The sequence below is a fragment of the Thermostichus sp. OS-CIW-26 genome (genome assembly GCF_054058395.1).
In genome coordinates this window covers 1-3,617 of record NZ_JBSSAG010000065.1, presented here as the reverse complement: position 1 = coordinate 3,617, position 3,617 = coordinate 1, and the positions used below count along the sequence as shown (strand labels likewise).

3 protein-coding genes are annotated in these 3,617 nt (G+C 55.5%); 1 reads left to right on the top strand and 2 read right to left on the bottom strand.

All coding sequences use genetic code 11. The features are described from left to right. Positions 1-181 precede the first annotated feature (181 nt). Entirely contained in the window at positions 182-1,444 is a 1,263-nt protein-coding gene (locus tag ACVW0C_RS14180) for a YcjF family protein (protein WP_457386037.1), read from the top strand. Here the strand turns inward: ACVW0C_RS14180 and ACVW0C_RS14175 are convergent. Both ACVW0C_RS14175 and hslO read right to left on the bottom strand, forming a co-directional pair. Further along, the gene (locus ACVW0C_RS14175; protein ID WP_414343206.1) at positions 1,436-2,440 is read right to left on the bottom strand and encodes a glycosyltransferase family 2 protein; all 1,005 of its coding nucleotides are present in this window, start codon (positions 2,438-2,440) and stop codon (positions 1,436-1,438) included. The genes ACVW0C_RS14180 and ACVW0C_RS14175 overlap by 9 nt on opposite strands. 47 nt (positions 2,441-2,487) lie before the next feature. Continuing rightward, positions 2,488-3,378 (bottom strand): Hsp33 family molecular chaperone HslO, encoded by an 891-nt coding sequence (hslO, locus tag ACVW0C_RS14170; protein ID WP_414406715.1) that lies wholly within the window; start codon positions 3,376-3,378, stop codon positions 2,488-2,490. Positions 3,379-3,617: the final 239 nt, after the last annotated feature.

The window sequence follows — 3,617 nt, the reverse complement described above, 5'->3', positions numbered from 1 at the left end:
TCGGGCCTGTTTTGTTCTCTGGTAGAGCAGAGCAGGCTCAGGGCTACTGAAAGCCCGCTCCGTACCGCTTAGCGGTCGGAGCCGGGTAGTTTACTCTCCGGTATCGGAAGAAACTTGGCAGTAGGATCCGCCCTGAACTACCTTTGTGGGGCTATCGGCCTTAGGGGAAGAAGCAAGAAGCATGTCTCAGAAAAGCCCATCCTTCTTAGAGAAACTGACTGACCTAACCCGCCAAATTGTTGACCGTGCCCGAGGCATCCCAGAAGCTTCTGAATCTCTCGAGAAGCCAGAAGCCTTTAAGTCTTTCTGGAATTCGGTGTCTCAGATACTACAGAAGGACCTCCTAGAGGCGCAGACAGAGTTGGGCCACTGCAACATCCTGGTCATTGGCAAAAGCGGGGTGGGCAAGAGCACCTTGATCAATGCAGTGTTTAGAGATGAGCTAGCCCGTACCGGTGTTGGCAGCCCCGTCACCCGCCACATTCGTCAGTATTCCAAGCCAGGTTGCCCAATCACCATCTACGATACACCTGGCATGGAACTAGACGGTGAACAGAATCAGCAAGTTCGCCTGGAGGTTTCCCAGCTTATCGAGGAGCTGCGCTTTAAGGATCCTGAACATCACATCCATGTTGTTTGGTACTGCCTCCACCACGAACTGAAGCGGTTGGAGGAAGTTGAACGCAAATGGCTAAAGGAGTTGGAACTCAAAGACGTTCCCGTCATCTTGGTCTTAACCCAATGCTTGGAATATCCCAATCCTGAAGAGAGCGAGTTTTTCCGGTATTTGCAGCATCAAAATTTGCCTGTCCGCTACATTGTTCCCGTTTTGGCCCGCAACAAGGCGATTAACCGGCAAATTACCATTCCTGCCCACGGGCTGGAGCACCTAATTGGCTGCACGCTAGAGCTTTTGCCGGAAGTGGCTCGCCTTGCCTTTATCCGCCAGCAATTGCTGCGGGTGGATCTCAAAGCCGAGGCTGCCTTTAAGTACGTATCAGGCTATGTGGCCAGTGCAGCGTTTATCGGGGCAGTGCCCCTTCCCTTTGCAGATGCCCCTCTGTTGGTTACAGCCCAAGCAGGCATGATTGCCAATATCAGCTTTATTTTTGGCTTCGAGGCTTCCCCTTCTTTTTACTACTCTTTGATAGCCGCTTTGGCAGGCACTACAATTACAACAGCAATCGGGCGAACGATTGTGTCCAACTTGCTGAAGATGATTCCCGGCCCGGGGATTGTAGGCAGCGCTATCCAATCCACTACGGCAGCCACCCTCACTCTCTCTCTGGGCCTGGCCTATATCGAGCTGATGAAGGCCATCGCCCGCGCCAAAATCCAAGGGATCCAGCTATCTCCAGAAGAGATGAAAGATATCTTTATACGCGAGTACCAAAGTTATGTTGCCTCGGGATCCAAAACTCTGAAAGATGACTTTTCATCCTAGCTTTTGCGTAGGTACTGAATCTAGGGCAGGGGAAGGTCGTGGGGTCTCAAACCCAAAGGTGCCATCGACCAGGTAGAGGGGGCGGCCTTTCACTTCTTCAAAAACGCGGCCTAAATACTCGCCAATCACGCCCAAGCTGATCAGCTGGATCCCGCCCAAAAACAAGATCATCACCGCTAAAGAGGCATAGCCAGGTACATCGGAGCCAAAGAGCAAGGTGCGGATGATGAGAAAAAGGCCATACAAAAAGGCTGGAACCGAGATCGCCAACCCTATGTAGCTCCACACCCGCAACGGCCAAGAGCTAAAAGAGGTGATGCCTTCTATGGCTAGGTTCCACAGCCGCCAGTAGTTCCACTGGGTTTTGCCGCGAAAGCGGGGGGCGCGATCGTAAAAAATGGCCGTTTGCCGGTAGCCCACCCAGGCAAAGATCCCTTTCATAAAGCGGGTGCGCTCTCGCAGCTGTTTAACTGCCTCCACCACCTGCCGATCCAGCAGTCGAAAATCCCCCGTATTGCGCGGGATCCGCACCTGGCTGAGTTGATCAATCAACCAATAGAAGCCGTTGGCTGTAAAGCGTTTTAGCCAGCTCTCCCCGCGGCGGCTGCGACGCACTGCATAAACCACCTGATAGCCTTGCCGCCACTGCTGCAGCATCTCCGGGATCAGCTCCGGCGGATCTTGCAAGTCGGCATCGATGGGAACAACAGCTCGACCAGAGGCGTGATCGAGGCCGGCGGTGAGGGCGATCTCCTTGCCAAAACACCGGGAAAGGTTCACCACTTTGATGCGGGGATCCTGATGGTGAAAGGCGATCAGCTTTTCCAGTGTGTCGTCTTGGCTGCCATCGTTGACACAAATGATCTCGTAGGGGATCCCTAAAGGATCCAAGGTCTGCCGCAGACGCTCAAACAGGTGTTCCAGGTTGTCCGCCTCATTTTTGCAGGGGACAACAACCGATAATTCAACCAACTCAACCGGGGGCTCAGACAACATCGAGAGGTGTCAGAATCGGGATCCCGTAGTTGGCCATCATTGTGCCATCAGGGGGTGGCCGACATCTCCGCCACAATCGAGCGCAGCTCGTCTTCCGAGATGCGGTAGACCTCGTTGCAGAATTGGCAAACCGCTTCTGCCCCCTTGTCGGTGTGGATCATATCGAGCAACTCGTCCCGCCCCAGCATGCGCAGGGCCCCCTTCACTCGGTCGGAATTGCACTTGCAGTAGAAGCGGATGGTGCGCATTTCCGGCGCAATTTTCAGATCCAAGTCGCCCAGGCAGATTTGCAACAGCTCCCGCAAGCCGCCGCCGCAAGCCAACATCGGGCTAAATTCTTCCACTTTGGCCAAACGGGCTTCCATCTCTGGGATCAGACTGGCCGGCGCCCCTGGCATCAGCTGCAACAACACTCCGCCGGCGGCGCGTACCCGCTGTGAGTCGAGATTTACTCCCAGAAGGACTGCCGAGGGAATCTGCTCTGAGGAGGAGAGGTAGTAGGTGATGTCGTCTCCCACCTCTCCCGAAACCAGCTCCACCGCGCTGGTGTAAGGCTGGCCATACCCCAGATCCCGCAGCACATGGAGGTAGCCATAGCGCCCAACGGCTTGGCCCACATCCAACTTGCTCTCGGCAGTGAGAGGAAGCTCAATGGCGGGGTTGCTCACATACCCGCGTACCGTGCCATCCAAGCCGGCATCCACCCAGATGTTGCCCAAGGGGCCATTCCCTTTCAGTTGCAGGTTAATCCGCGCCTGGCGTCGCTTCAAGTTGGCCGCCAGCAACAGGGCTGCGCTCATGGCCCGCCCCAAGGCCACTGTCGCCACATAGGAGAGCTTGTGCCGCTCCCTTGCCTCTTGTACCGCCTGGGTGGCCACCAAGCCCACCACTCGGATTTTGCCTTCTGCCGCCGTGGCCCGGATGAGGTGATCCGGCAGAGATGAGGGCGTACCCTCAGAAATACCTTTCGCTCGCTTCAATCGTTCTGACCCAGAGGCATCCGTCATCGCAACCTCAACGCATGTCTTAAACCAAGCCTGCAGGGATCCCCTGGCGACTCAGCCTTCATTCTAAGTGAGTCTAAGTAAACTACCCGACACCCGCGCTATGCGCAGGGTGCGGGCTTTATCCCAATCCCTAGCGGCCCCAGAGGACAGCTAAGTTTCGGAATTTCAGG